Origin of the sequence: Asanoa iriomotensis (assembly GCF_016862515.1) — a bacterium.
Taxonomy (GTDB): Bacteria; Actinomycetota; Actinomycetes; order Mycobacteriales; family Micromonosporaceae; genus Asanoa; species Asanoa iriomotensis.
This window is the reverse complement of sequence record NZ_BONC01000024.1, coordinates 74,708-98,610: the sequence shown is the minus strand read 5'-3', so window position 1 is coordinate 98,610 and position 23,903 is coordinate 74,708. Positions and strand designations below refer to the sequence as shown.

General features: G+C 70.9%; 21 protein-coding genes. 16 read left to right on the top strand and 5 right to left on the bottom strand.

What is annotated here, in order from left to right; translation table 11 throughout:
- Positions 1-40: 40 nt before the first annotated feature.
- Positions 41-1,186 (bottom strand): glycosyltransferase, encoded by a 1,146-nt coding sequence (locus Air01nite_RS18560; protein ID WP_203703866.1) that lies wholly within the window; start codon positions 1,184-1,186, stop codon positions 41-43.
- A gap of 807 nt (positions 1,187-1,993) precedes the next feature.
- The gene (locus Air01nite_RS18555) at positions 1,994-3,019 is read right to left on the bottom strand and encodes a glucosyl-3-phosphoglycerate synthase (RefSeq protein WP_203703864.1); all 1,026 of its coding nucleotides are present in this window, start codon (positions 3,017-3,019) and stop codon (positions 1,994-1,996) included.
- A gap of 230 nt (positions 3,020-3,249) precedes the next feature.
- Between Air01nite_RS18555 and Air01nite_RS18550 the strand changes: the two genes are divergently transcribed.
- The 5 genes from Air01nite_RS18550 to Air01nite_RS18530 all read left to right on the top strand — a co-directional run bounded on the left by Air01nite_RS18550 (position 3,250) and on the right by Air01nite_RS18530 (position 10,473).
- Positions 3,250-4,500, top strand: coding sequence for a Gfo/Idh/MocA family protein (locus tag Air01nite_RS18550; protein WP_373310429.1), 1,251 nt, complete (start codon positions 3,250-3,252; stop codon positions 4,498-4,500).
- The gene (locus Air01nite_RS18545; RefSeq protein ID WP_203703861.1) at positions 4,493-5,587 is read left to right on the top strand and encodes a zinc-dependent alcohol dehydrogenase; all 1,095 of its coding nucleotides are present in this window, start codon (positions 4,493-4,495) and stop codon (positions 5,585-5,587) included. The genes Air01nite_RS18550 and Air01nite_RS18545 overlap by 8 nt, the downstream gene beginning before the upstream one ends.
- 100 nt (positions 5,588-5,687) lie before the next feature.
- Positions 5,688-7,994 (top strand): accessory Sec system translocase SecA2, encoded by a 2,307-nt coding sequence (gene secA2 / locus Air01nite_RS18540; RefSeq protein WP_203703860.1) that lies wholly within the window; start codon positions 5,688-5,690, stop codon positions 7,992-7,994.
- An 888-nt stretch (positions 7,995-8,882) separates the two neighbouring features.
- The gene (locus Air01nite_RS18535; protein ID WP_203703859.1) at positions 8,883-9,626 is read left to right on the top strand and encodes a GAF and ANTAR domain-containing protein; all 744 of its coding nucleotides are present in this window, start codon (positions 8,883-8,885) and stop codon (positions 9,624-9,626) included.
- Between the two features lie 121 nt (positions 9,627-9,747).
- Positions 9,748-10,473 (top strand): DUF2231 domain-containing protein, encoded by a 726-nt coding sequence (locus Air01nite_RS18530; protein WP_239090792.1) that lies wholly within the window; start codon positions 9,748-9,750, stop codon positions 10,471-10,473.
- Between the two features lie 104 nt (positions 10,474-10,577).
- On the opposite strand, the gene Air01nite_RS18525 is transcribed toward Air01nite_RS18530, so the two are convergent.
- The 3 genes from Air01nite_RS18525 to Air01nite_RS18515 all read right to left on the bottom strand — a co-directional run bounded on the left by Air01nite_RS18525 (position 10,578) and on the right by Air01nite_RS18515 (position 12,763).
- Positions 10,578-11,306 carry a TIGR03089 family protein gene (locus Air01nite_RS18525; protein WP_239090791.1) on the bottom strand — a complete coding sequence of 243 codons (729 nt, stop codon included), beginning with the start codon at positions 11,304-11,306 and terminating at the stop codon, positions 10,578-10,580.
- Positions 11,307-11,322: 16 nt separating this feature from the next.
- Entirely contained in the window at positions 11,323-11,715 is a 393-nt protein-coding gene (locus Air01nite_RS18520) for a hypothetical protein (RefSeq protein ID WP_203703857.1), read from the bottom strand.
- A gap of 127 nt (positions 11,716-11,842) precedes the next feature.
- On the bottom strand, positions 11,843-12,763 hold the full coding sequence (locus Air01nite_RS18515) for a DUF3500 domain-containing protein (RefSeq protein ID WP_203703856.1): 921 nt from the start codon (positions 12,761-12,763) through the stop codon (positions 11,843-11,845).
- Between the two features lie 23 nt (positions 12,764-12,786).
- On the opposite strand from Air01nite_RS18515, the gene Air01nite_RS18510 reads away from it, so the two are divergent.
- From Air01nite_RS18510 to Air01nite_RS18460, 11 genes are all read left to right on the top strand, one after another.
- Positions 12,787-13,467 carry an N-acyl homoserine lactonase family protein gene (locus Air01nite_RS18510; protein ID WP_203703854.1) on the top strand — a complete coding sequence of 227 codons (681 nt, stop codon included), beginning with the start codon at positions 12,787-12,789 and terminating at the stop codon, positions 13,465-13,467.
- Positions 13,468-13,881 carry an acyl-CoA thioesterase gene (locus tag Air01nite_RS18505; RefSeq protein WP_203703852.1) on the top strand — a complete coding sequence of 138 codons (414 nt, stop codon included), beginning with the start codon at positions 13,468-13,470 and terminating at the stop codon, positions 13,879-13,881.
- Between the two features lie 69 nt (positions 13,882-13,950).
- Positions 13,951-14,790, top strand: a complete 840-nt coding sequence (locus Air01nite_RS18500; RefSeq protein WP_203703850.1) for a nitrilase-related carbon-nitrogen hydrolase — start codon at positions 13,951-13,953, stop codon at positions 14,788-14,790.
- A gap of 13 nt (positions 14,791-14,803) precedes the next feature.
- On the top strand, positions 14,804-16,210 hold the full coding sequence (hydA, locus tag Air01nite_RS18495) for a dihydropyrimidinase (protein WP_203703849.1): 1,407 nt from the start codon (positions 14,804-14,806) through the stop codon (positions 16,208-16,210).
- An 11-nt stretch (positions 16,211-16,221) separates the two neighbouring features.
- Complete coding sequence (locus Air01nite_RS18490) at positions 16,222-17,703, top strand: CoA-acylating methylmalonate-semialdehyde dehydrogenase (RefSeq protein ID WP_203703848.1); 1,482 nt, start codon at positions 16,222-16,224, stop codon at positions 17,701-17,703.
- 15 nt (positions 17,704-17,718) lie between these two features.
- Positions 17,719-18,732 (top strand): TIGR03842 family LLM class F420-dependent oxidoreductase, encoded by a 1,014-nt coding sequence (locus tag Air01nite_RS18485; RefSeq protein ID WP_203703847.1) that lies wholly within the window; start codon positions 17,719-17,721, stop codon positions 18,730-18,732.
- On the top strand, positions 18,729-19,586 hold the full coding sequence (locus Air01nite_RS18480) for an ABC transporter permease (protein ID WP_203703846.1): 858 nt from the start codon (positions 18,729-18,731) through the stop codon (positions 19,584-19,586). Before Air01nite_RS18485 ends, Air01nite_RS18480 begins: the two co-directional genes overlap by 4 nt.
- 70 nt (positions 19,587-19,656) lie before the next feature.
- Positions 19,657-20,439, top strand: a complete 783-nt coding sequence (locus Air01nite_RS18475; protein WP_203703844.1) for an ABC transporter ATP-binding protein — start codon at positions 19,657-19,659, stop codon at positions 20,437-20,439.
- The gene (locus Air01nite_RS18470; RefSeq protein WP_203703842.1) at positions 20,436-21,257 is read left to right on the top strand and encodes an ABC transporter permease; all 822 of its coding nucleotides are present in this window, start codon (positions 20,436-20,438) and stop codon (positions 21,255-21,257) included. The genes Air01nite_RS18475 and Air01nite_RS18470 overlap by 4 nt, the downstream gene beginning before the upstream one ends.
- 20 nt (positions 21,258-21,277) lie before the next feature.
- Positions 21,278-22,414 carry an ABC transporter substrate-binding protein gene (locus Air01nite_RS18465; protein ID WP_239090790.1) on the top strand — a complete coding sequence of 379 codons (1,137 nt, stop codon included), beginning with the start codon at positions 21,278-21,280 and terminating at the stop codon, positions 22,412-22,414.
- A 118-nt stretch (positions 22,415-22,532) separates the two neighbouring features.
- Entirely contained in the window at positions 22,533-23,876 is a 1,344-nt protein-coding gene (locus Air01nite_RS18460; RefSeq protein ID WP_203703840.1) for a serine/threonine-protein kinase, read from the top strand.
- Positions 23,877-23,903 lie beyond the last annotated feature (27 nt).

The window sequence follows — 23,903 nt, the reverse complement described above, 5'->3', positions numbered from 1 at the left end:
TCAGCGCTGATGATCGCCCGTGAATGAATAATGGTGAAGATCAGCCCACCGGCCGGCCGGCCACCTCCTCGTAGAGCTCCACGTAACGTTCGGCCATGACCGCAGGGGTGAAACGGCGGGCCGCCTCGTGCCGGCATTCGGCGGGGTCGAGCTTGCCGGCGGCGATGACCAGGTCGGCCAGCTCGGCCTCGGATTTCGTGAGCAGGCCGGTGCGGCCGTTCTCGATCAGCTCGGGCAGGCAGCCGCGGGCGGTGCCCACCACTGGGGTGCCCAGGGCGAGCGACTCGACGACGAACGTGCCGCCGGGCTCCTCCCAGCGCAGGGGTGCGAGCATGGCGCGGGCCTCGGCCACAAGGGTGTCGCGGTCCGCGCCGGTCAGAGTGCCGACCCAGCGGACGCGGCTGCCGTCGACCAGCGGCGCGACCTGCTCGCGCCAGAAGCGGACGTCGGGGTTGTTGGCCGCGGCCGGGTCGCGCAGGGCGGCGGCCAGGTCGTCGGGCTGCTTGTAGGGGCCGACCGGGCCGGCCAGCACGAGGTCGAATCCGGTCTCGTGCGCGAGGCGTACGCCCAGGTCCTGGCCCTTGCCGGGGGTGATGCGCCCGAGCATGACGAGGTGCTCGGCGCGGTCGGGGATGGGCCGGCGCTCGGCCTCGACGGCGAGCGGCGTGGCCAGATGGACGTGACCTATGGCGTGCGCGCGAAGCGCGCGCGGTGCCCTCCTCAGCTGCGCGGCGCTGACGCCGTTGACACTGACGCGGCCGCCGCCGTCGAACTCGCCGTACAGCTCGGGGTGCTTGCCGAGATCCCAGTGCAGCGTGTGCAGGACGGGGGTGGCGGACGGCTCCATCGCGGCCAGCATGGCGAGCCCGATCGCTTCGACATGATCGTGTACGAGGTCGATGTCGTCACGCTGTCGCACGGCGCGGACGACCGCGGCCTGGTGCGCGGTGGCGACGCCGTTCGCCTGGTTGTAGGGACGTTGCAGCCAACCGAACTGCCCGTCGGAGAAGGGCGCGAGCAACTCGTCGACGGGTTCGGTGCTGGTGCCGACCGACGCCAGCAGCACCGTGACCCCGAGCCGGCGCAGTTCCGGGACCAGGGTCGCGATGATGTTCTCGATGCCGCCGTAGCCGCGCGGCGGCACGGGAAGCCAGGGACCAGCATTGACAAGGACGGTGAAGGTCATGCGGCGGCCTCGCTTCCGGGGATGTTGGCCGCAGGCCTGTGGACGGTCCACATAGGGGGTAGGCGCGGCTTCGCCGCGATCTGGTCATCTGTCTGGTCATCTCCGCGTCTCGGTCGCCAGCACGTTCGCGGCGACCGTCGGCGCGCGGCCGGTCGGCTCAGGCTGATTCGACCGCGAGCGGGTTGGCGCGGCGTTGGGTTCGCTGCCTGGGCACAGAGGGCTGGGTTCGGGCATTCGTAGCGGCCGGGGGAGGGTCGGGCGGCGCTCTTCGTATCTGTGCGCCGCGGTCATTCACGTCGAGCGCATCGGCTTCCGGTGCGCGTTGTTGCCGGCGGGGACGGTCTGTTGGTGCTCGGCGCGTCTGTGCGTCGCGGTCGTTCGCGTTGCGCGCATCGGTCTTGGATGTGTGTTGCGGCCGGAAGGGAGGGTGTGGCCGTGCTCTGCGTGCCTGTGCGCGGTCGTTCGCGTTGACCGCATCGGTTTCCGGTGGGCGTTCTGGCTGGAGGGGAGGACGTGTTGGCGGTTGGTGTGGCGCGCCGTGGTCGCTTGCGTTGGGCGCATCGGTTTCAGGTGCGTGTTGCGGCTGGCGGAGAAGGTCTGGTGGTGCTCTGTGTGGCGGCGCGCCGGGGTCGCTCGCGTTGAGCGCATCGGTTTCGGGCGTGCGTCGTAGTCGCCCGGAAGGGGCTCGCGGCCGTCGGCGTATCGGCGCGCCGCGGTCGCGTTCGCCGGGCGCGTTGGTGTCTGGCGTCCGGCGCGCCGTGCGGGCATGGCTTTGCCGGGGTCTTGTTGTCCGTGCGTCTATGCCGCTCACGCCGCCACCCGGCTGCGCCGTCGCCGGGTGGCCAGGTCGGCCATTTCGCGCAGTGGCGGGCGCTCCTGGACCGAGACGTCGGTGACGACGATCTCGCGGTCCAGGTTGGGTAGTGCATCCGTGCCGCCGCGGCGGAACTGGGTGAGCATGGTCGAAGGCTCCGAGTCGGCGGTGACCCAACCCTGGCGCTGCAGGCGCACCCAGACCGTCTGCATGATCTGTGCGGCCATCCGGCCGAGCGCTTCCGTGCTCTGGTGGCGGTGGCGCCGCTCGCCGAGGTCGACCTGGGCGAGTGCGTCGAGGCCGACCAGGTCGAGCAGGTCGATCAGCATGGCGATCTCGACGCCGTAGCCGGATACGAACGGGAGCCGTTCGAGGAGCGTCCGGCGGCCCGCGTACTCGCCCGCCAGCGGCTGCACGAACCCCGACAGCTCCGGCCAGAAGAGGTTGAGCAGCGGCCGTGCGGTCAGCTCGGTGACCCGGCCGCCGCCGTCGGCCTCGACCACGCCGGCCGGGTGGTGCAGGCCGCGGTGGTAGAAGCCCTTGACGTAGCCGACGCTCTGGTCCGTGAGCAGCGGCCCCACCAGGCCCGTGACGAACCGGGCGTCGAAGTCCTCCAGGTCGCCGTCGACGAACGCCACGACGTCGCCGCTCGCCGCGACCAGGCCGGCCCAGAGGGCGTCGCCCTTGCCCTCGAGCCGGGGCAGGCCGCGGGTCATCTGGTCCTGGCTGACCACGTGGGCCCCGGCGGCGGCCGCCACCCGGGCGGTCGCGTCGGACGACCGTGAGTCGACCACGATGAGCTCGTCGACCAGGTGGACCCGTTCGACGAGCTGCTGCCGGATGGTGGCGACGATCGCTCCGATCGTCGCCTCCTCGTTACGGGCGGGAATGACCACGCTCACCGTCGTGCCACGTTTGGCGGCGACGAGCTGGCGCGGTGTCCACTGGCCCGCTGAGCCGGTGCGGTAGGTCGACCAGGCCTCGACCACTGGTGAAACGCTTGTTCGCGAGTGCCACACAGGCACACCCCCAGACGCGATCCGCTGTGCCTTCACTTCTGCTGCTGTGCGCGGTGCTGCCGTGCCCCTCGGCGCTGCGGCGAGCGCGTTCCATTTCCCCGCTTTGCCCGAAACAAACCGCGCCCGCTTTTACACATACTGATCATCGAATTGCGCATTCCCCACTCACCTATGTGAACGTTTGATGACGCGGTAAGTGTCGATGGTTCCCGAAGTCCGACACGTATCAGATGTTTGATCCGCATACGCCGGTGGCAAAAGTAACCGGTGAGCTGCGGACATTCGAGACGAAAGGCCGGTTTATGGCGTATAGCGAAAAGTGTCGGATCGGAATGATCGGCGCCGGAAATGTCGCTCAACGCCACGCGCGCGTGCTGTCCGGTTTCCCCGACGTGGAGATCATCGGTGTGACCGATGTCCTCGCTCCCGCCGCCGAAGCGCTGGCCACGACGTGTGGAGCGCCCGCGGTGCCGGACGCGGCGGCCCTCCTCTCGCTCGAACCCGACGCTGTCTACGTATGTGTTCCCCCATTCGCCCACGGCCATGCCGAAGAAGCGGTGCTGGCATCGGGCGCCGCCCTGTTCGTCGAGAAGCCGCTCGCTGCGGACCTGACGGTGCCGACCCGGCTGGCCGCCGAGGTCGCCCGCCGCGGCACGCTCACGGCGGTGGGTCACCACTGGCGATACCTGGACGTGGTGCGCACGGCGGCCCAGTTGCTCGCCGACCGCCCCGTGCGGCTCGTCAACGGGGTGTGGTGGGACAAGGTGCCTCCCGTGGCGTGGTGGATCCGGTCCGACCGGTCCGGCGGACCGGTGGTGGAGCAGGCGGCGCACGTGGTCGACCTGGCGCGGGCCCTGGTCGGCCCCGTGACCGCCGTGTTCGCCGCCGGCACGGGGGCGCCACCCCCGGTGCCCGACGCCGACGTCGACGCGGCCACCGCCGCAACGTTGATCTTCGCGGACGGCGCCGTCGGCACGATCAGCTCGGCCTGTGTCCTGGGTTGGAAGCAGCGGGCCGGGCTGGAGATCGTGGCCGACGGTCTGGCGTTGTTCGTGGGCGAGGACGAGCTGGTCGTACGGGACGGGACCGGTCAGGAACGCCGCATCCCGGGCGATCCGGACGCGGCGCGCGTCGCGGTCGACAGGGCTTTCGTGGACGCGGTCCGCGGCATCGGCGACGACATCCGAGTCCCGTACGCCGAGGCGTTGGAGACCCACCGCGTCACCTGTGCGATCGCGGAGTCGGCCCGCACGGGCCAGGTGGTGAACCTGACCCCGGCCTCCGCGCCGGCGCCGGCCGGTCCCGCGCAGGGCGCTCCCGCGTCGCGGACCGCCACCGTGCAGGGCGCTCCCGCGTCGCGGACCGCCCCCGTACAGGGCGCTCCCGCGTCGCGGACCGCCCCCGTGCAGGCGAGCCCCGATGCGCGCGGTGCCACGGCGACCCCACCCGCGTCCGCGGACGTTGGGTCGGCCGATGAGTGACCGCGTGGTGGTGGTGACCGCGCCCGGTGAGGTGGCCATCCGGGACGTCGCCGCGGAGCAGGTCACGCCCGGGACCTTCCGGGTCGAGACCGTCTTCTCCGGCGTGTCGGCCGGCACAGAGCTGAGCTACGTCAAAGGCACCAACCCCTATCTCGGGTCCACCTGGAACGCGGAACTGGGACTGTTCGAGCCGGGCGCATCGGCCTCGCCGTACCCGGTCGAGCGGTTGGGTTATATGGAGGTCGGCCGCGTGGTGGCCAGCGGGACCGCGGCCGTGCCCGAAGGCGGGTTGGTCGCGATGACCTACGGCCACCGCACCGCCTATCTCGGCGACCCGCTCGTGGACCGGGTGGTGCCGCTGCCGGCCGACGTCGACCCCATGCTCGGCGTCTATGCCGCGCACATGGGCCCGATCTGCGCCAACGGGCTGCTGCACGCCGCGGCGGACCTCGCCTCAGGTGGCGTGCGGGACCTCGGCGACGGGGTGCGGGGCCGGCGGGTCGCGGTTGTGGGCGCCGGCGTCGTCGCGTTGCTCACCGCCGCCCTCGCCCGGCACCACGGTGCGGCGTCGGTCGTCGTGGTCGACCCCACCCCAGAGCGCCGGGCCGTCGCGGCAGCGCTCGGCTTCGACGTGCTCGACCCGGACGCCGACGAGGACCCGGCCGTGGTGCTGAAGACCCGGTGGCGGCACGCCGCGGGCGACCGGGGCGCCGACGTCGTGTTCCAGTGTCGGGGGCAGTCTTTCGCCTTGCAGCTGGCGCTGCGCCTGTTGCGGCCCCAGGGGACCGTGGTCGACCTCGCCTTCTATCAAGCGGGCGCGGACGCGGTGCGGCTCGGCGAGGAGTTTCATCACAACGGCCTTTCCGTGCGCTGTGCGCAAATCGGGCGGGTGCCGCGCGGGCTCGCCCACGCCTGGGACCGGGATCGCCTTTCCGCTGAAACCATCGACCTGCTCCGTTCTCCCTGGGGCGCGTTGCTCCGTCAGCACCTGGTGTCGGCGGTCGTGCCCTTCGAGTCGGCGGCGACGCTGCTCGTCGATCTCGCGAACCGGAAACGCCAGGAGCTGCAGGTGATTCTGAGCGTCTAAACCAAGATCAGGTCGGTTATCCACAGGCAGATTCGAACAGTTGTCCACAGGCCCGTGCCGGGCTCCGCAGAGCGGCGTCTTCCAGGTACCGTTTCCGTCCATGGGAGTCATGCAGCGGTTGAAGAACAGGGCCCAGCGGTTCCTCCAGCGGCCCGGCACGACGGTCGACCTGGCACCGCTGCAGAAGGTGCTGCCCGAGATCGAGGCCCTGGAAGACGAGCTCAAGGAGCTCGACGACGCGGCGCTGACCGAACGCGCCGCCGAGGCCACCCAGGTCGCCGAGATCTGCGCGCTCGGCCGTGAGGCGGCGCGGCGCGCCCTCGACGAGCGGCCCTACGACGTCCAGTTGCTCGGCGTGCTGGCGATGCTCGGCGGCAGCGTCGCCGAGATGGCCACCGGTGAGGGCAAGACCTTGACGGCGGCGATCGCGGCGTACGGGCATGTGCGCAGCAACAACGGCCCCGTCCACGTGCTGACCGTCAACGACTACCTGGCCCGCCGCGACGCCGAGTGGATGGAGCCGGTCTACAAGCTGCTCGGCCTGTCGGTCGGCTGGGTCACCGAGTCGTCGACGCCCGAGGAGCGGCGGGCGGCCTACGCTTCCGACGTCACCTACGCGTCGGTCAGCGAGGCAGGCTTCGACTACCTGCGCGACCAACTGGTCACCGACGTCGACGCCCGGGTCCAGGGCGCCCTGGCCACGGCGATCGTCGACGAGGCCGACTCCATCCTGATCGACGAGGCGCGGGTTCCGATGGTGCTCGCCGGCGCGGTGGCGGGCGAGCACGACCCGGTGCACGTCGCCGCGGGTGTCGTCAAGGGGCTGCGGTCCGGGCGCCACTACGAGATCGCCGACGACGGCCGCAGCGTGGCCTTCACCAGCACCGGCCTCGCGGTGGTCGAGCGCAAGCTGGGCGGCATCGACCTCTACGACGACGAGCACGTCGAGCAGCTCTCCGCAGTCAACGTCGCCCTGCACGCGCACGCGCTGCTGCACCGCGACGTCGACTACATCGTGCGCAACGGCGCTGTCGAGCTGGTCGACGAGATGCGCGGCCGGGTGGCGCAGCGCCGCCGCTGGCCCGACGGCCTCCAGGCGGCGGTCGAGGCCAAGGAAGGTCTGGACGCCACCGCCGAGGGCGAGGTGCTGGGCACGATCACCGTCCAGGCCTACATCGCGCTCTACCCGACGGTCTGCGGCATGACCGCGACCGCGGTGCTGGTCGGCGAGCAGCTGCGCGAATACTTCAAGCTCGAGGTCGCGGTCATCCCGCCCAACACGCCGTGCATCCGGGTCGACGAGCCCGACCGCATCTACGCGACCCGGCAGGAGAAGGAAGACGCGCTGGTCGCCGAGATCGCGCTGAGCCACGAGAAGGGCCGGCCCGTGCTCGTCGGCACCCTCGACGTCAAAGAGTCGGAGAGCCTCGCCAAGGCGCTCGACGCGGCGGGCATCCCGGCCAACGTCCTCAACGCCAAGAACGACGACGAGGAAGCCGCGATCATCGCCGAGGCCGGCAAGTTCGGCGCGGTGACCGTGTCGACCCAGATGGCCGGCCGCGGTGTCGACATCCGCCTCGGCGGCAGCGACCAGTCCGACCGCGAGCGGGTCGCCGAGCTGGGCGGCCTCTACGTGCTCGGCGGCGGCCGGCACCACAGCCGGCGCGTCGACGACCAGCTCCGTGGCCGGGCCGGCCGCCAGGGCGACCCCGGTGCCTCGGCCTTCTTCGTCAGCCTCGAGGACGACCTGATCCAGCGCAACGCGCCCGACGCGATCCCGGCCTCGCCGCGGATGAACTTCGACGGTCTGGTCACCGACGAGCAGGTCGACTACGCGGTCGAGCACGCGCAGCGCGTCTCCGAGGGCGTGCAGCACGAGATCCACCGCAACACCTGGCGCTACAGCGTGGTGATCGAGCAGCAGCGCAAGGCACTGTCCGAGCGCCGCGAGCGTGTGCTGACCAGCGACGTGACCGCCGAGATGCTCAAGACCCGCAGCTCCGAGAAGGCTGAGGAGCTGGTCGAGCTCGACGAGGAGCTGCTGCCGCGGGTGTCGAGGTCGATCGCGCTCTACCACATCGACCGGTTGTGGGCCGAGCACCTGGCGGAGCTGTCCGAGGTACGCGAGGGCGTCCACCTACGCGCCCTGGGCCGCCTCGACCCCCTCGACGAGTTCCACCGCGCGGCCGTGCCGGCCTTCAACGCGCTGATCCCCGCGATCGAGGAGCGCACGATCGAGACGTTCGAGGAGAACGAGTTCGACAAGGACTGGGCCCCGGACGACAAGACGCTGGTACGCCCGAGCGCGACCTGGACCTACCTCGTCCACGACAACCCGTTCGGCTCGGAGCTCGACCGCCTGGTCGCGGCCGTCGGCCGCCGCCTCAGCGCGGGCGGCAACAACTAGCCGCCGCCCGCGGCCCGGGCCTCGGCAAGAGCCGCAGCCACCGGACCGCTGCGGCTCGGTCGCGGATCGCTGCGGCCTGGTCTGCCGGTCGCGGCGGCGACGGTGGGTCGCGGCGGTGCGCGGCGTGATCGCCGGCGCGCGCTGACGCGGTCGCCTGGTGGCGGCTGGCCGCCGTCGATATGTCGCAGCGGTGTTGTTTCGGTGGGTCGCTACGCCGTGGTCGGCGGGCTGTCCGCGGGGCTGCCTGCGTTGACTCGGTCGGCTCTTGGAGGCCGGCCGCCGTCGGCGCGGCGCGGCCATGTTGTTGCGGCGGGTCGTGGCGATGCGGTCGACGGCCGAGGCCGCGGGTTGACTCCCTCGCCTCGCCGAGGCGGCGGGCGGTGGGTCGCTGCGGCGCCGGAGCCGCGTTCGGGGGCGGCGCCGCATCGTGCAACTGGTCGCGGTGATCGGTTGCATCGCTCTAGCGCCAATTGCGGACGCGAGACGGTTGGGGCGCAAACCGACCCGTAGCCCCGGCCGGCCTTTCAACGGCGATCGGCCGTAGGCGCGAATCCGGCTGCGTGGGCGCGGCGGCGCGGCCGGGGGTGCCGAGGCGGTGCTGCTCGCGTTGACCGGGCGGCCCCGCATCCCGTTGGGTCGAGGTCCGATGGCGATCTCCGGAGGGCGCTGTTGGGCTGCCGGAGAGGCGTCACCAGCGAATAGGGCGATATCGGACAGAAGACGTGTCGGGATGAGTTGGTGACGGGTGGCGCAAAGCGCGCGTGAACCTGCCCCGGCCGATCTCGGGGCGGGGAGGATGGCTTGGAGGTGCGTGCCCGGGGTACTCGGGGACGCGCGCGGTCGCACAGGGGGCGTTCGCGTCCGCGGTGCGGGGGGAGGACAACAGATATGGCGGGTCCGCGTTCGGGCGGGGATCCCACGAGTTTGGTGGCGGTGGAGACCGCGGCCTTGCTGCGGGAGTTGACCGCTGGGCTGTTGGCCAGTAATGACCTCGAGGAGGCGTTGGACCACCTCGCCAAGACCAGCCGGCACGCTCTTCCGGGCGTGTCGTGGTCGAGCGTCACCCTTCTGCGGGCGGGCGAGCCCGCCAGCGTCGCCGCCTCGGATCGGCGGGCGCAGCGGTTGGACTCGCTGCAGTACGCGGCGGACGGGCCCGCGATGAGTGCCATCCGGCAGCGCGAGGTCGTGCTCGCCGATGATCTGAGCTCCGAGACGCGGTGGGCCGAGTGGACGCCTCGGGCCGTGACCTACGGGGCGTGTGCGGTGCTCGCCGCGCCGGTGGACGTTGACGACCAGGTGCTTGGGTCGATCAGCTTGTACGCGTGCCAGCCGGGTGTGCTCGGGCCCGGGGCACAGCTCACCGCCATGTTGCTGGCCGAACACGCCGGGCTGTTGCTCGCGGCTGTGCGGGAGCGCGACCGGCGGGACTCCATGCCCAGCGATCTCGCCGACACCCTCGCGTCCGGTGAGGTGATCGGGCAGGCGATCGGCGTCGTGATGATGCAGCGCCGCTGTCCGCCGGCCGAGGCGCTCGACGTGCTGCGCGGCGCGTCGACCGCGCTGTCGATCCCGGTCGAGGACGTCGCGCGGCGGCTGGTGCGGTCCGCGGAGGATCGGGCCCGCGCAAGCTGACAGCGCGCCCCGAGAGTGGCAGGCGCCGGACTGTCGGTAGTGGAGGGTCGCCCGAGCGGGACCCGCCGAAGGGATGCGCCCGAACGGATGGTGCTAATACTGCTTTAACCGTATCGATCGGGTGAATCGGGCGACGTGGGTTTTCGTCCGGTCGTTTCGGGTAACGACGCATGGCACCCTGACCACGACCTTATGGGTGGAGGAGCTCGTGGATACCCGCCTTCGGATCTCCGGCCATCCGATCCAGCCGGTGCTGATGACGTTTCCCGTCGGCCTGTTCGTGTGTGCCGTCGTGTTCGACGTCGGACGGCTTGTCGGCGCGCCGGCGATCGTCGGTGAAGTGGGCTATTGGACCGCGGTCGCCGGGCTTGTGGCTACCGCGCTGACCATGGTGGCCGGTCTTGTCGACCTCTGGGACGTGCCCGCCGGGCCGGTGCGTCGCGACGTGCTGACGTTCAACGCGGTCAACGCCGCCATGGCCGGCATCTTCCTGGTGATCTGCCTGATGCGGGCGGGCAGCGGCCAGCCGCTGGCGAGCGTGCCGATGGTCATCCTGGAGGCGCTGGCGCTCGGCGTCGGCGTGCTCGGCATCCGGCTCGGCGCGGGGCTCATGCGCCGCTTCGGCACGATGGCGGGCGACCGCACCGGTCCGCCGCGAGGCCGCCGACTCGTCGCGACACCGGCGACCAACGGACCCGGCACCGTGTACGCGACGAACCGCGCCGCGAATCGCGCCGGTCTGACCGTCCGCCAGGCCGGAGCGAACGACACCGATCTCACCACCGAGTTCCGCACCGGCCTTGGCGGTTTGAACGGCCTGAGCGCCGACAGCCGCAACCCCGCCTGACACCAAACTCCCGCCGACTCCAGCTTGGGACGGGCCCCGGCCGGACGGTCGAGACGCACCGCCGACGGATCGCCTGCCCGCCCAGAAGAGTCAAGGCCGAGCGGCTACAGGACGTGGGTTACGCGTTCGCTGGCCATACGAGCTTCCAGGTGTGCGCGGTCCAGGTTCGCGCACAGGACCACCGACGCACCCGCCGAGAGCGGCGCCAGCAGCCACTTCACCGGATGCTCGTGCTCAGACGCGTCGACCAGGACACGGTCGCCCGTCGACAGCGAGGCCCGCCCCGCGAGTTCGTGCGCCAAGGCGCCCCACTGGGCGTAAGTCGTGCCATCCGAGCTCGCCGGGTCCGTGGCCCGCAGGAGGACCGACGGATCCGGGTCACCCGCATACGAGGACACGGCCGGCAGGAACTCACGGTAGCCCGACGGCAAACCAACCGGCCGCTTCTCGTCGTCCACCGAGAACACGAAGCGGTGCGTCGCCTCCGGCACGTCGACCAGCCAGTCGTCCAGCGCCCCCCGCGACACGAAGAGCGCCTCGAACGGCTCCGAGCCGCCCGGATCCAGCGACGGCAGACCAGCCGTCGCCGACAGGTGGAACGACACCGCCACCCCGGCCGACCACGCCCCCAACAGCGCCGCCGCCGTCTGCCAGTGCGGCGGCAGCACGACCGCCACGCGGCTGCCCGGGCCCAGGCCGCAACCCGAGGTCAGCAGCGACGCCGTCGCGGCCGCCAGCGAGCCGAGCTCGCCCGCCGTCAACGACCGGTGCGCGCCCGTCGCGTCGTCATAGAAGGAGAGCAGCGGGTCCGCGTGCGTGACGAGGGAGTCCACGCCGGACACCCTACCGTCAGCCCGGCAGCGCACCCTCCGCCACGCACGCCGCCCGCAACGCCGCCCCTTCGCCGTCGCCCGGGTGCAGCACCGCGACCAGCGACGGGCCCGGGGAGACCACTCCGGCCTTGAGCGCACGCAAGCCGTGCTCGCGCAGCGACACCCGCGACGACCGGGCGAACATCGACTGCAGGTCCCGGTATTCGCTCTCGCTCAAGGAGAACGGCGCCCGCCGGGCGAACGCGCCGCACGCCCGCACGCCCGGGTCTTCGCGGACCTGGCTGTCGTACGTCATCCACGCGCTGGCCGTCAGGATCACCACGAGCGCGCCGACGATCAACCCGACGAACGTGCGACGGGCTCGGGGGGTCATCTGCCACTCGGGCGTGGCGGCCTGCGACGTCGACATGAGGGCAGCTCCGTGGCGGGCACCAGCGGGTTCAAGATATTGAACAGGACGAAACCGCCCATGACCCACCGACGACGGCCATAACCACACGATCGACGTGCGTTGTCAAACAGAACGGGCTACCCCGTCAGTGGTACGCCCGGCGATGCTCGGCCAGCAGGTCCGCCCCGAAGTCGGCCGACGGCCGCCGCAGCACCGTGTGCGCGTGGTTGCCGCCCGCCGTGTTGTCGTACTCGATCAAGAGGTCCGAAGCCTGGAGGCGGTAGTAGGCCGGCACCCCCGGGCGCGCGGGCCCGGCCCATGCGAAGCGCAGCGACTCCAGCGACGGGCTCAGCTCGTCCGCCAACGAAGACGGCAGCCGGTCCAGGTAGACGGCCACGAGCTGCGCGAGCAGCGCACCCGAAGCCGGGTTGAGCGACGTCGCCGACACCCCTGCGGGCGACAGCGACGAGGCGACCGCCAGCGTGCCGCTCTCGATGTCCGGCGGCGGCACGTCGGCAACCAGCGCCAGCGAAAGCTCGGTCGGGGACAACGAAGAGAGCAGCGCGAACGCCACGTCCTCCTCGGCCGACAACGGTCGCGACACGGTGTGCGCACCGTACGAGACCCGCGCCGGGTTGGCACCGAAGAACACCGGCGCCGGCGACACCGTGGACCCCACGACGGTCATCGACACCGACAGGTGGTGCCCTTCGAAGCGCCACGACCACGGCGACGAGGACCCCGGCGTCCCGAACACCGACACCCAGTAGTCGTTGAGGTGCCGACCGCGGGCGAAACCCTCCGCGCGGTCCAGCACCTCCTCCAGCGACACGATCGCCAGCGCCTGCGCGTACGCGTGCGCGCTCAGCCCTGTCGCCAAGAGCCGGAACGCCGCCTTGCGCGCCGGCGACGAGAGCGAGGCCAGCGACACGCCGGGCCGGGTCCGCGGCCGGTACTCGATCCACCGCCGTCCCGCGTCGTCGAACGAGTACGGCAGCGGCGGCCCGACCAGCGACAACAGCTCACCGGCGGCCGCCGACATCGAAGTGGCCAAGGAGGACGTCACAGGTAAAGCCTAGGATCAAGAACGTGGCAGATGTCCGCCGGATCGACCTCGGCTACTTCGTCCGTCCTGCGGAGGAGGCCGGCGCCGCACACCCGCGGGTCGAGCCCGTCTACGGCTACCTCGTCCGCCGCACCGAGGGCCTCCTCCTCTTCGACACCGGCATGGGCACGCACCCCGACGTCGACGCCCACTACAAGCCCACCCGGAGGCCGCTCGACGAAGCACTGGCCAACGCCGGCGTGACGAGAGACGACGTCACGATGATCGTCAACTGCCACCTGCACTTCGACCACTGCGGCGGCAACCCCGGTTTCCCGAGAACGCCGATCGTCGCCCAGCAGACGGAGCTGGCCGCGGCCCGCACGACCACCGACTACACCCTCCCCGAGCTGGTCGACTTCCAGGACGCCCACTACCTCGAGCTCAGCGGCGAGACCGAGCTCTGGCCCGGTGTCTGGATCATCCCCACCCCGGGCCACACCGACGGACACCAGTCCGTGGCCGTGCGACGGGAGGACGGCACGGTCATCCTCGCCGGCCAGGCCCGCGACGACGCCACCACCTACGGAAGGGACGTGCTGGCCGACAAAGAACCAGGCGTCCCGTACCCGAAATGGGTTGAAAGGCTCAAGGAGCTCGACCCGAAGCTCGTCGTCTTCGCCCACGACGCCGCGGTCTGGATGCCCGGCGAACGAAAGGACTAGATGTTCCAGGTCACCATCACCGTCCGCGGCTACGAGTTGGACAGCCTCGGCCACCTCAACCAGGCCGTCTATCTCCAGTACGCCGAGCACGCCCGGTGGGAGATCCTCCGCGCCGCCGGTCTCAGCCAGGAGGCGTTGCTCACATCCGGCATCGCCCCCGTCGCCATGGAGACCACGATCAAATACCGCCGCGAGCTGCGTGCCGGTGACGAGGTCACGGTGAGCTGCGAGTTCCGGTGGGGCGACGGCCGCACCTTCGGGGTGCACCAGGAGATCCGCAAGACCGACGGCACCCTGGCCGCCGAGGTCGACGGCGTCGGCGGACTGATCGACCTGAAGACCCGCAAACTGGTCGCGGACCCGAGGGAACGCTGGAAGGCGATCACGCCGGAGCCCGCCACGCTGGGACTCTAAACCTGTCGGATAACCCGCCTCGGTCATAGGCTGAACGGATTCACGCTGGCCGGGGACAAGGAGGTTCCGATGGCGGACCACATCCGCGCGGCGCTGGTGCAGACGAACTGGACCGGCGACAAAGAGTCGATGATCAAGGCGCATGAGGAGTACGCCCGCCAGGCGGCGGCGCAGGGCGCCAAGGTCATCTGCTTCCAGGAGCTGTTCTACGGGCCCTACTTCTGCCAGGTCCAGGACAAGCAGTACTACTCGTACGCCGAGAGCATCCCGGGCCCGACCACCGAGCGCTTCCAGGCGCTGGCCAAGGAGCTCGGCATGGTCATGGTCCTGCCGATGTACGAGCAGGAGCAGCCGGGCGTCCTCTACAACACGGCCGCCGTGGTCGACGCCGACGGCAGCTACCTCGGCAAATACCGCAAGACGCACATTCCACAGGTGAAGGGCTTCTGGGAGAAGTTCTACTTCCGGCCGGGCAACCTCGGCTACCCGACCTTCGACACCGCGGTCGGCCGGATCGGCGTCTACATCTGCTACGACCGGCACTTCCCCGAGGGCTGGCGGGCCCTGGGCCTGGCCGGCGCCCGCATCGTCTTCAACCCGAGCGCCACCCACCGCGGCCTGTCGAGCTACCTCTGGCAGTTGGAGCAGCCGGCCAGCGCCGTCGCCAACGAGTACTTCATCGGCGCGATCAACCGCACCGGCATCGAGCCCCTCGGCGAGAACGACTTCTACGGCACGTCCTACTTCGTCGACCCCGAGGGCAAGTTCGTCGGCGAGGTCGGCGACGCGCACAACCCGGAGCTGATCGTCCGCGACCTCGACATGGGCCTGCTCGAAGAGGTCCGCGACCGCTGGCAGTTCTACCGCGACCGCCGCCCCGACGCCTACGACCAGCTCGTCCAGCCCTGAGGAGCCGACAGACATGACCCTCCTGATCACGGGCGGCGAGGTGGTCGGCCCGACCGGCCGCTTCGCCGCCGACGTGCTGGTCGACGGCGAGAAGATCAGCGCACTCCTCGCACCGGGCACCGGCCCGGCGGATTCAGCGAAGACCATCGACGCGACCGGCAAGCTCGTCATCCCCGGCGGCATCGACGTGCACACGCACATGAAGCTGCCGTTCGGCGGCACGTTCGCCTCTGACGACTTCGACACGGGTACGAAGGCGGCCGCGCACGGCGGCACCACCACGATCGTCGACTTCGCCGTGCAGCGCACCGGTGAGGTCGTGCAGGACGGCCTGGCCGCCTGGCACGCGCTGGCCGACGGCAACGCCCACATCGACTACGGCTTCCACATGATCATCGGTGGGGTCGACGACGACGCGCTCAAGGCGATGGACCAGCTCGTCGCCGACGAGGGCGTGACCAGCTTCAAGCTGTTCATGGCGTACCCGGGCGTCTTCTACTCCGACGACGGCAAGATCCTGCGCGCGATGCAGACCGCGCGGGAGAACGGCGCCACGATCATGATGCACGCCGAGAACGGCATCGCGATCGACGTGCTGGTCGCCCAGGCGCTGGCCAAGGGTCAGACCGACCCGGTCTACCACGGCATCACCCGCCCCTCGATCCTGGAAGGCGAGGCCACCCACCGGGCGATCGCCCTCGCCCAGGTCGCCAGGGACACCCCGCTCTACTTCGTGCACCTGTCGGCCAGCGAAGCCCTCGCCGAGGTCGCCGCGGCCCGCGCGACCGGCCGCAACGTCTTCGCCGAGACCTGCCCGCAGTACCTCTACCTGACGCTCGAGGACCAGCTCGGCGCGCCCGGCTTCGAGGGTGCCAAGTGGGTCGCCTCGCCGCCGCTGCGCCCACGCGACGAGTCGCACCGCGACGACCTGTGGCGCGGGCTGCGCACCAACGACCTGGCGATCGTCTCGACCGACCACTGCCCGTTCTGCATGAAGGACCAGAAAGAGCTGGGCCTCGGCGACTTCTCCAAGATCCCCAACGGCATCGGTACGGTCGAGCACCGGGTCGACCTCGTCTACCAGGGCGTCGCCGAGGGCAAGCTGTCCGTCGAGCGCTGGGTCGAGACGATCGCGACCACCCCGGCCCGGATGTTCGGCCTCTACCCCCGCAAGGGCGTCATCGCCCCCGGTTCCGACGCCGACATCGTCCTCTACGACCCCAACGGGCGCACCACGATCAGTGCCGCGACCCACCACATGAACCTGGACTACTCCGCGTGGGAGGGCGTCGAGATCGCCGGCAAGGTCGACACGGTCATCTCCCGCGGCGAGGTCCTCGTCGACCGCGACGGCACCTACCACGGCCGCAAGGGCCGCGGGCGTTACCTCAAGCGCGGCCTGTCCTCCTATCTACGGTGAAGGTGAGCTCCATGCGTCAGGTTCCACACTGGATCGGCGGCCGCGAGGTCGCGGGCACCGGCTCGCGCCGGTTGCCCGTCTTCGACCCGGCCACGGGCGAGGTCCAGGCCGAGGTCGTCGCCGCCACCACCGAGGAGGTACGCACGGCGGTACGGACCGCGCTCGCCGCGCAGCCCGACTGGCGGGCGGCCAGCCTGTCCCGCCGCGCCGAGGTGATGTTCCGGTTCCGCGACCTGGTCGACGGGCACCGCAAGGAGATCGCCTCCCTGCTGTCGTCCGAGCACGGGAAGACCATCGCGGACGCCTCCGGCGAGGTCGCCCGCGGCCTGGAAAATGCCGAGTTCGCGGCCGGCGCCCCGCACCTGCTCAAGGGCGGCTACAGCGAGCAGGCCGCCGGCGGCGTCGACGTCTACTCGATCCAGCAGCCGCTCGGCGTCGTCGCCGGCATCACGCCGTTCAACTTCCCGGCCATGGTGCCGATGTGGATGTTCTGCAACGCGCTGGTCGCCGGCAACGGGTTCGTGCTCAAGCCCAGCGAGAAGGACCCGTCCGTCTCGCTGCTGCTGGCCGACCTGCTGCGCCGGGCCGGCCTGCCCGACGGCATCTTCAACGTCATCCAGGGCGACAAGGAGGCGGTCGACGCGCTGCTCGCCGACCCCGACGTCAAGGCGATCAGCTTCGTCGGCTCGACACCGGTGGCACAGTCGATCTACGAGACCGGCACCCGCAACGGCAAGCGCGTGCAGGCGCTCGGCGGCGCGAAGAACCACATGGTCGTGCTGCCCGACGCCGACGTGCCGGCCGCCGCGGACGCCGCGGTCTCCGCCGGCTTCGGGTCGGCGGGGGAGCGCTGCATGGCGGTCTCGGTCGTGGTCGCGGTCGGCTCGGTCGGCGACAAGCTCGTCGAGGAGATCGCCACCCGGATCGGTCGCATCAAGGTGGGCGCGGCCAGCGACCCGGACGCCGAGATGGGCCCGCTGATCAGCCAGCAGCACCGCGACAAGGTACGCTCCTATCTGGACGGTGACGGCGGCGAGGTGGTCGTCGACGGCCGCACGGCCGCGATCAGCGACGGGCCGGGCTTCTTCCTCGCACCGTCGCTTGTGGACAAGGTCGACACCGGGTCGCCCTACTACCAGGACGAGATCTTCGGGCCGGTGCTGTCGGTGGTCCGGGTCGACACGTACGACGAGGCAGTGCAGCTCGTCAACGACAACCAGTGGGGCAACGGCACCGCCATCTTCACCCGCGACGGCGGCGCGGCCCGGCGTTATCAATATGACGTCGAATGCGGCATGGTCGGCGTCAACGTCCCCATCCCGGTTCCCGTCGCCTACTACAGCTTCGGCGGCTGGAAGGCGTCGCTCTTCGGCGACCTGCACATGTACGGGCCGGACGGCCTGCGCTTCTACACCCGCACCAAGGTGGTCACGTCCCGCTGGCCGGACCCGGCCACCAGCGAAGTCGACCTGGGGTTCCCCAAAGTCCGGTAGAGAAAGGAACCATGGATGGACATCGGTGTCGTCTTCCAGTGCGACCCGCCCGCCAGCGAGGTCGTCCGCCTCGCGAAGCAGGCGGAGTCGCTCGGCTTCAGTCACGTGTGGACGTTCGACTCCCATCTGCTGTGGGAGGAGCCGTTCGTCATCTACAGCCAGATCCTCGCCCAGACGGAACGCGTGACGGTCGGGCCGATGGTCACGAACCCGGGGACCCGTGACTGGACGGTGACGGCATCGCTGTTCGCCACCCTCAACGAGATGTTCGGCAACCGGACGGTCTGCGGCATCGGCCGGGGTGACTCGGCGCTGCGGACGCTAGGCTACAAGCCCACCACCATCGCGGAGCTGCGCGAGTGCGTGACGCTGATCCGCGACCTGGCGCACGGGCGGGAGGCCGACTACAAGGGCCGCCCGGTGCACTTCCCGTGGGTGCGCGACGGGCAGCTCGAGATGTGGATCGCGGCGTACGGGCCGCGGGCGCTGGCGTTGGCGGGGGAGGTGGGCGATGGCTACATCCTGCAGCTCGCCGACCCCGACATCGCCGCCTGGATGATCAAGTCGGTCCGGGCGGCGGCGGAGAAGGCCGGCCGTGACCCCGCGTCGATCAAGTTCTGTGTCGCCGCCCCGGCCTACGTCGGCGACGACCTGGCGCACCAGCGCGAGCAGACCCGCTGGTTCGGCGGCATGGTCGGCAACCACGTCGCCGACATCGTGACCCGCTACGGCGAGTCCGGTGCGGTGCCGCAGGCGCTGACCGACTACATCCGTGGCCGGCACGGGTACGACTACGCCGAGCACGGGCGGGCCGGCAACACGCACACCGACTTCGTACCCGATGAGATCGTCGATCGGTTCTGCGTGCTCGGTCCGGTCGAGGCGCACCTCGAGAAGCTGCTGGAGCTGCGTGACCTGGGTGTCGACCAGTTCGCGCTCTACCTGCAGCACGACGACAAGGAGCACACCCTCCAGGCGTACGGGGAGAAGATCATCCCGGCCCTGGCCACGGCTTCGCCTCTGCGATGAACCGCCGGGGCAGGCTGGTCCTCGGCGTGCTCGGCGCCGCGGTGGTTGGTGTGCTGCTCTGGGAGGGTTACAAGGCGGTCGGCGACCCCGACGGGACCGTCCTGTTCGGCACGCGGGTCCTGCCGCGCACCGACGACGCCGCGATGCCGCACGTGTGGACCATCCTGTCCCGGTTCGGCGAGCCGGAGCTGGCCGGCGGGCACCCGATCTGGCTGGTGGTGCTGCAGGCGTGCCTGTTCACGCTGCGCAGCGTCGCCATCGGGTTCGTCGCCGGCGGGCTCGTCGGGCTGCTGCTCGCGGTGCTCATGCAGCGCCTGCGGGTGGTCGAGCGGGGGCTGCTGCCCTACGTGATCCTGTCGCAGACCGTGCCACTGATCGCGCTCGCCCCGGTGATCGCGGGCTGGGGTGGTCGGCTCTCCATCGGCACGTACCCCTGGCAGCCCTGGATGTCGGTCACCGTGATCGCGATGTACCTGGCGTTCTTCCCGGTCGCGGTCGGCATGCTGCGCGGCCTGCAGTCGCCGGCGCCGATCGCCGAGGAGCTGATGCGCAGCTACGCCGCCGGCTGGTGGCAGACGCTGGTCAAGCTGCGGCTCCCGGCGTCCACCCCCTACCTGTTCCCGGCCCTGCGGCTGGCGGCCGCGGCGGCGGTGGTCGGCGCCGTGGTCGGCGAGATTTCCATGGGGACCCGTGGTGGAGTCGGTCGATTGGTGATCGAATACTCACGGGAGGCGACCACCGACCCCGCCAAGGTCTTCACGGCGATGATCGGCGCGGCCGCCCTCGGGCTGGCGGTCGCCGGGGTCGTCGGCCTCAGCGAGTTCCTCGTCGGCCGGCGGAGGGTGCGCGCATGAGCGAGCGAAGCGAGCGCGGCCAGCTCAGTTGCCAGCAGTCGTGCTCCGCCGACCGAAGGGAGGCGGCGGCATGACAGCCGTGGTGCTGGAGGGTGTGTCAAAGGTATTCAACGCCGGTCGGGCCGGCGAGGTGACCGCGCTGACCGGCGTCGACCTGACGGTCGCGAGCGGCGAGTTCGTCTCGCTGATCGGGCCGTCCGGGTGCGGCAAGTCCACCCTGCTGCGGCTCGTCGGTGATCTGATCCAGCCGAGCGCCGGCACGGTCACCGTTGCCGGCAAGCCGGCCCGGACAGCGCGGGCCGACCAGGAATACGGCATCGCGTTCCAGCAGGCCGGGCTCTTCGACTGGCGGACCGTCCAGCGCAACGTCGAGCTGCCCTTGGAACTGCGTGGCGCGTCCCGGAAAGAGCGCGCCGAGCGGGCCCGGGAGATGCTCGAACTGGTCGGGCTGGCCGAGTTCGCCGGGCATTACCCGGCTCAGCTCTCCGGCGGCATGCAGCAGCGGGTGGCGATCGCCCGGGCGCTGGCCGTGCACCCGCCGCTGCTGTTGATGGACGAGCCGTTCGGCGCCCTCGACGAGATGACCCGCGAGCGGCTCCAGGACGAGCTGCTGCGGATCTGCGCCAGCACCGGCACCAGCACGATCTTCGTCACCCACTCGATCCCGGAGGCCGTCTACCTGTCGGACCGGGTCGTCGTGATGTCGGCGCGCCCGGGCCGGATCACCGACGTCGTCCCGATCGACCTCGGCGAGCGCGGCGAGACGACCCGGCAGTCGCCTGGGTTCTTCACGGGCATCACGAAGGTCCGCAAGGCGCTGCGCGGCGACGCCATGCCACTGGTTTCGGCATGACCACGGCCGTCGACCCGCTGGTCGCGGCCGACCCCACCGCGCCGGTCATCGGGCGCCGGCGGGCCGGCCCGCTGCTGGCGGTGCTCCCGCCGCTGCTGGTCGGCGTGGCCGGTTTGCTGCTCTGGGAGATGGTCGTCAAGCTCGGCCGGGTCGCACCCTACGTGCTCCCCGCGCCGTCGGCGATCGGCGAGCAGCTCTGGCAGAACCGCGCCGTCGTGTGGCGCACCGGCCTGGCCAGCGGCGAGAACGCCCTGGTCGGCCTGCTCCTCGGTGCGGCCGTGGCCCTGCTCGCGGCGATGGTCGCGGCCTGGGTCACGTTCCTCGGCGAGGTCTCGATCCCGGTGGCGGCGGCGCTCAACGCGCTGCCGATCATCGCGTTGGCACCCATCCTCAACAACATGTTCGAGTCGACCAGCAGCGTCCCCCGGCGCCTGGTGGTCGCGATCGTGGTGTTCTTCCCCGTGTTCGTCAACGCGCTGCGCGGGCTGCGCGAGGTGGACCCGATCCACCGGGACCTGATGGCCAGCTACGCGGCGCGCGGCTGGACCGTCACCCGGTTGGTCCGCCTTCCCGCCGCCCTGCCGTTCGTCTTCACCGGTCTGCGCCAGGCGTCCTCCCTGGCGGTGATCGCGGCGGTGGTCGCGGAGTACTTCGGCGGTCTGCAGAACGGCCTGGGCTCCCGGATCACGTCGGCGGCGGCCAACACCGCGTACCCCCGCGCCTGGGCCTTCGTGGTCGGCGCGTGCGTGCTCGGTCTCGTCTTCTATCTCGCGGCCCTTCTCCTGGAACGGCTCGTCATGCCTTGGCGGAGGGTCTGAGCACAAACCGGAGGACCATTGTGAAGCGTACGAGATTCGCCCTTGCTGTTCTGGCACTGTCCACCATGGTGCTCACCGCGTGCGGCACCGCTGACGAGCCGTCGACCTCGACCGGCACGGGCGGCACGAAGAAGGTCAAACTCCAGCTGCAGTGGTTCGTGCAGGGCCAGTTCGCCGGCTACATCGCGGCCGCGGACCAGGGCTTCTACCAGGAGCAGGGGCTCGACGTCGAGATCCTCGAAGGCGGCGTCGACATCGTCCCGCAGACCGTGCTGGCGCAGGGCCAGGCGGACTTCGCGATCGCCTGGGTGCCCAAGGCGCTGGCGTCCCGCGAGCAGGGCGCCGAGATCACCAACATCGGGCAGATCTTCCAGCGTTCGGGCACCTACCAGGTCTCGTTCGCCTCCTCGAACATCAAGTCGCCGGCCGACCTGAAGGGGAAGAAGGTCGGCAACTGGGGCTTCGGCAACGAGTTCGAGCTGTTCGCCGCGATGACCCGCGCGGGGTTGGACCCGGGTAAGGACGTCACGCTGGTGCAGCAGCAGTTCGACATGCAGGGCCTGCTGCGCAAGGACATCGACGCGGCGCAGGCGATGAGCTACAACGAGTACGCGCAGCTGTTGGAGGCCAAGGACCCGGCCACGGGGCAGCTCTACAAGCCCGAGGCGTTCACGGTGCTCGACTGGAACAACGAGGGCACCGCGATGCTCCAGGACGCGGTGTGGGCCAACACGTCCAAACTGGAGTCCGATCAGTCCTACCAGGACACCGCGACCAAGTTCCTGGCGGCCTCGATCAAGGGCTGGGCGTACTGCCGGGACAACCCGGAGGCCTGCCGCGACCTGGTCGTCAAGCGTGGTTCGAAGCTCGGCGCGAGCCACCAGCTCTGGCAGGTCAACGAGGTCAACAAGCTGATCTGGCCGTCACCGGCGGGCGCCGGGATGATCGACGAGGCCGCCTGGAAGGCCACCGTCGACCTGTCGATGACCACGAAGAACGCCGACGGCCAGACGGTGCTGACCAAGGCGCCCGAGGGGCTGGCGTACACGAACGACTATGTCCAGAAGGCCCTGGAGACGCTGAGGTCGCAGAACGTCGACGTCAACGGCAGCGGCTTCACCCCGAAGACCGTCACCCTCACCGAGGGCGGCGCCTAGGTTCCACCGGTCCCGGCGGCGGCTCCGCGTGCGGAGTCGTCGCCGAGCGCCGTCGGCCTCCTTGAACTATGGTTGCTGGATCACAAGTATCGATGCCGGGACCAGGGGAGGACCCCGCATGGCTCGACGGCGCCTGGCCGACCGGTACGAGCTCGAGGAGGTGGTCGCCGAGGGCGGCATGGGCGTCGTCTGGCGCGGCCGCGACCTGCGGCTCGACCGGGCGGTGGCCGTCAAGCTGGTGTCCGGCGACGTGCTCGCCGACCCCACGATGGTGGAGCGGTTCGACCGCGAGGCACACGCCGTGGCGCGGCTCAACCACCCCAACATCGTCTCGGTGTACGACTTCGGGTCCGACGGCGCCGACTCGTACCTGGTCATGGAGCTCGTGGCCGGCCGCAGCGTCGCGTCCCTGCTCGGCGACGGGCCGCTGCCGGTCGGCGAGGCGGTGGCCGTGGCGACCCAGGCCTGCGCGGGGCTGGCGGCCGCACACGCCGCGGGCGTCGTGCACCGCGACGTGAAGCCGGCGAACCTGATCCGGACCCCGTCGGGCATCGTCAAGATCTGCGACTTCGGCATCGCACACCTGCAGCACGTCACCGCGGGCCAGGCCCGGCTCACGGCGGCCGAGACCGCCATGGGCTCCACCAGCTACATGGCGCCGGAGCAGGTCATGGGCGGCCCGGTCGACGCGCGGACCGACCTGTACGGGCTCGGCTGCACCATCCACGCGATGCTCACCGGCGCACCGCCGTTCGTCGGCGCGACCCCGTACGCGGTCGTGCACCACCACGTCACGACACCCGCGCCGGACGTGCGGGCCGTGCGGCCCGACGCCCCGGTGTGGCTGTCCGAACTGGTCGACGACCTGCTGGCGAAGGCTCCCGAGTCCCGGCCCGCCGATGCGGCGTCCGTCGCCGGGCGGCTGGCGGTGGTCGGCGACGCGCCTCCGGCCCCGCCCGGGCCGCGTCGGCGCTGGGGTGTCGCCGCTGGTGGGGCCGCCGTGCTGGCGGCGGTCGCGGTGGCGTCCCTGCTCGCCGCCACGAGGGACGACCCGCCCACGACCACCGCCACACCGCCGCCCGCGTCCGTGGTGGCCGTGCCGCCTGCTGTGCCCACCAGCTCTCCCTCGCCGAGCCGGCCGGTGGTCGTCCAGTCGACGCGGCCGCCGACGCCCTCGCCGTCGCGTCCGGCGCCGACCCGCACGCCGGTGGATCCGGTGGCCGGTCTCCACCGCACGATCGACGCCGAAGCGGCCGCCGACCTCGACCCCAAGCAGGCGGAGGACCTGCACAAGAAGGTCGACGACATCGTCCGCCACCTCCGCGAGGGCGACGAACCGGGCGCGGCCAAACGGATCAAGGACCTCCGCACCAAGCTCACCGACCTGCACGACCACGACAAACTGACCGACCTCGGCTACACGGCCCTGAACCGAGACCTGGACCGCCTCGCCGGGACATGACCGCGGCTGGTTGACGGCGGGGGGTGT

What these genes read in the sequence shown, in the direction of transcription:
- Air01nite_RS18460 (WP_203703840.1), top strand. Translation starts at nt 22,533, where the DNA reads ATGGCTCGACGGCGCCTGGCCGACCGGTACGAGCTCGAGGAGGTGGTC.
- hydA (WP_203703849.1), top strand. Translation starts at nt 14,804, where the DNA reads ATGACCCTCCTGATCACGGGCGGCGAGGTGGTCGGCCCGACCGGCCGC.
- Air01nite_RS18475 (WP_203703844.1), top strand. Translation starts at nt 19,657, where the DNA reads ATGACAGCCGTGGTGCTGGAGGGTGTGTCAAAGGTATTCAACGCCGGT.
- Air01nite_RS18485 (WP_203703847.1), top strand. Translation starts at nt 17,719, where the DNA reads ATGGACATCGGTGTCGTCTTCCAGTGCGACCCGCCCGCCAGCGAGGTC.
- Air01nite_RS18480 (WP_203703846.1), top strand. Translation starts at nt 18,729, where the DNA reads ATGAACCGCCGGGGCAGGCTGGTCCTCGGCGTGCTCGGCGCCGCGGTG.
- Air01nite_RS18490 (WP_203703848.1), top strand. Translation starts at nt 16,222, where the DNA reads ATGCGTCAGGTTCCACACTGGATCGGCGGCCGCGAGGTCGCGGGCACC.
- Air01nite_RS18535 (WP_203703859.1), top strand. Translation starts at nt 8,883, where the DNA reads ATGGCGGGTCCGCGTTCGGGCGGGGATCCCACGAGTTTGGTGGCGGTG.
- Air01nite_RS18500 (WP_203703850.1), top strand. Translation starts at nt 13,951, where the DNA reads ATGGCGGACCACATCCGCGCGGCGCTGGTGCAGACGAACTGGACCGGC.
- Air01nite_RS18550 (WP_373310429.1), top strand. Translation starts at nt 3,250, where the DNA reads ATGTTTGATCCGCATACGCCGGTGGCAAAAGTAACCGGTGAGCTGCGG.
- Air01nite_RS18470 (WP_203703842.1), top strand. Translation starts at nt 20,436, where the DNA reads ATGACCACGGCCGTCGACCCGCTGGTCGCGGCCGACCCCACCGCGCCG.
- Air01nite_RS18545 (WP_203703861.1), top strand. Translation starts at nt 4,493, where the DNA reads ATGAGTGACCGCGTGGTGGTGGTGACCGCGCCCGGTGAGGTGGCCATC.
- Air01nite_RS18560 (WP_203703866.1), bottom strand. Translation starts at nt 1,186, where the DNA reads ATGACCTTCACCGTCCTTGTCAATGCTGGTCCCTGGCTTCCCGTGCCG.
- secA2 (WP_203703860.1), top strand. Translation starts at nt 5,688, where the DNA reads ATGGGAGTCATGCAGCGGTTGAAGAACAGGGCCCAGCGGTTCCTCCAG.
- Air01nite_RS18520 (WP_203703857.1), bottom strand. Translation starts at nt 11,715, where the DNA reads ATGTCGACGTCGCAGGCCGCCACGCCCGAGTGGCAGATGACCCCCCGA.
- Air01nite_RS18505 (WP_203703852.1), top strand. Translation starts at nt 13,468, where the DNA reads ATGTTCCAGGTCACCATCACCGTCCGCGGCTACGAGTTGGACAGCCTC.